Annotated in this window: 1 protein-coding gene; it reads right to left on the reverse strand. The window is 70.2% G+C overall.

What is annotated here, in order from left to right; all coding sequences use genetic code 11:
* Positions 1-2,773, reverse strand: a 2,773-nt coding sequence (locus G6021_RS13640) for a DUF4040 family protein (protein WP_347238972.1), incomplete at its 3' end; no start/stop codon positions are given.
* Between the last annotated feature and the right edge of the window lie 246 nt (positions 2,774-3,019).

Below are 3,019 nucleotides of genomic sequence, written 5' to 3' on the forward strand. Positions count from 1 at the left end.
CGGCGGGTTCGTCGCTCCGGTCGTCCCCGCCGAGCTTGTCGATCGCGGCCATGATCACTCCGAGGACCGCCAGGTAGACGCCCACGTCGAAGACCAACGCAGTGGTGAGGTGCACGTCGCCGAGGTAGGCGTGCAGCGGCAGGAGGAACGAGCCGTCCACGAAGCCCGCGAGACCCGTGACGACCCCGATGACCACTCCCGCCGCGATGACCGCGACGTATGGGACCCGGATCCGCGCCGCCTCGTCCCTGGGTGCGCGCAGGTAGTAGATCGCGATTCCGGCCCCGCCGATGAGCGCGGAGTTGAACCCTCCGCCGGGGGCGTTGTGGCCGCGCACGAGGAAGTAGAGAGAGAGGAACACGATCAGGGGGCCCAGTACCCGGGCGAACGTGCGGAGGAAGACCCCGTTGTCCTCGGCGGGCAGGAGCGGCGAATTCGAGGGGACGGAGAGACGCACCTGGCGACGGGGCAGGGTGCGCCTGGCGTGCAGAGCCAGGACCACCGCGAGTCCGGCCACCCCGAGCACGGTGAGTTCGCCGAGGGTGTCCAGCGCTCGGTAGTCCACCAGGACGGTGTTGACCACGTTGATGCCACCGGTGTCCTCCTCCGCGTTGTCGAGGAAGTACCGCCCGACATCGGAGAGTTCCCGGCGACCGGTCATGGCCCACACCGCCGCGCCCGAGGCCAGGCCGATCACGATCGCGACGGCCGCGCTGACGAGCATGCGTGAGCGGGAGACCATGTGGAAGGTGGGGGGGAGTCGCTGGAGGACCAGGACGATGACGACGACGGTGAGGACCTCGACGAGGAGTTGGGTCAAAGCCACGTCGACCGCACCGAGAGTGAAGAACCACAGCGCCATGGCGAACCCGACGATCCCGACGTTCGCGACGGCGCCGACCCTGGAGCGGGAGATGACCATGGCTGCGGTCCCCACCACGAGCAGTAGCACCACCACCCAGTCCTCCGCCCGGACGGGTGAGCCCACCTCGGGTTCGGGGCGGACGACCGCCACACCCACGGCGGCCAGGGCGACCAGCACCACGAGGACGGCCCAGACGTGCCGGGAGATCCGATCCGTCCGGGTGACGTCGCCGACGCGCGCCCCGCCCGCGATGGCCCAGCGGCGCAGCGCGTCGACCGTCGCCACCCCGGTGATGGGGGCGAGCTCACGGTTGAGGAAGCGGTCCAGGGGATTGCGCACCAGGACCAGCACGATGCCGAACGCGATCACGGCCATCGACATGAACAACTCGGGCGCGAACCCGTGCCACAGACCGAAATCCGCCTTGTATCCCTCGCCGAGGGAGGCGCGGGCCGCTGCCGCGACAGCGGGTTCGAGGAGGAACCCGGTGAATCCGAGCACCAGCCCCAGCACCGCGGGCAGGGCGGCGGGGAGGAAGAACGAGGCGTGGGGCGCCTCGATGGTCTCCGGGGTGCTGTGTACCGGCTCGGGGCCCGGCCCCGCCGGGGGGCCGTGGGTGACGAACCCGCCGAGCAGGAAGCGTGCCGAGTAGGCGAAGGTGAAGGTGGCGGCGAACACGGCCAGGGCACCGAGCGCGGGCCCGGTCCACGCGGCTCCCGGCGCGTCGAGCATGGATTTGAACATCCACTCCTTGGACACGAAGCCCAGCAGCGGGGGGAGCCCCGCCATCGACGCCGCGGCCAGTCCCACGCCGATCGCCGTGCCGGGCATGATGCGGTAGAGCCGCGGGAGACCACTCATGGCCCGGGTGCCGGTCTGTTGGTCGACCACGCCCACAAACATGAACAGGGACGACTTGAACAGCGCGTGGGCGATGGTGTGCACGATCGCGGCGACCATGGCGGCCGGGGTGCCCACGCCGATCGTCGCCACCAGGAAGCCCAGCTGGCTGATCGTGGAGTAGGCCAGCAGTTCCTTGAGGTCGTCCCGCTGCATTGCGAACACGGCCCCGAGAACGGCGGTGGTCATTCCGCAGGTGATGAGGAGCAGGTTCCACACCGGGACGTCGTGCAGTGCCTCGGAGAACCGCAGCAGCAGGTAGATGCCGGCCTTGACCATGGCGGCCGCGTGCAGGTACGCGCTGACCGGGGTCGCCGCGACCATGGCGTCCGGCAACCACGCCTGGAACGGGAACTGCGCGGACTTGGTGAACGCGGCCATGGCGATCAGTACGGCGATCACCGTGGCGAAGCCGGGGTCAGTCGACCACACCGGATCGACCAGGATCTCCGACAGGACGGTGGTGCCGGTGCGGACCACCATGAGCGCCGCGGCGGTGAGCAGGCACAGCCCGCCCGCGACGGTGACGAGGAGCGTCCGCACCGCGGGCTGCGTTCCCTTGGGGCCGGCGAGCGTGATGAGGAAGAAGGAGCAGAGGGTCGTGAACTCCCACGCGACGAACAGCAGGACGACGTCGTCCGCCAGGACCAGCCCGAGCATCGACGCGGCGAACAGCGTCATCAGGCCGTAGTACCCGCCGTGACCGCCACCGCGCCCGAGGTACCGGGACGAGTAGGCCATCACCACGGCCCCGATCCCGAGGACGATCATGGTGAACACGCGGGCCAGCGGGTCGAGGGACAGGCGGAGTTCGACGCCCAACGCGGGCATCCACGCGACCGTGGAGACGGTGTCGACGGGGACGGCGAACCAGATGTACAGGGCGAGGCCGCCGAGCAGCGCCGCGAGCGGCCATCCCGCGTCCCGCCCCATGGTGCGGGCCAGCAACGGTGAGATCGCCGCGATGCCGAAGGCCACTGCGAGGGCGAGGGTCAGGGTCAGGGTCACGTGCCGTTGGCTCCGGAGGTGGTCGAGATGGGCGTCGGAACAGACCCGTGGGTACCGAGCCCGCCGGGCCAGGCTAACACTCTCCGCCCGGGCGGATTCGGGCAGGATTCCGGGGCATGCCGAATGACCTGCGGGAACGGGTGCGCCACGTCACTACCATCCACGGCATGCCCCCCACCCCCAGTGCAGCCGACCGCGCGGACGAACCTCTGGACGACCCGGTCGACGAGCCCGTCGACGAGCCGG

It is taken from the genome of Dietzia sp. CW19 (assembly GCF_014145265.1).
Lineage (GTDB): Bacteria > Actinomycetota > Actinomycetes > Mycobacteriales > Mycobacteriaceae > Dietzia > Dietzia natronolimnaea.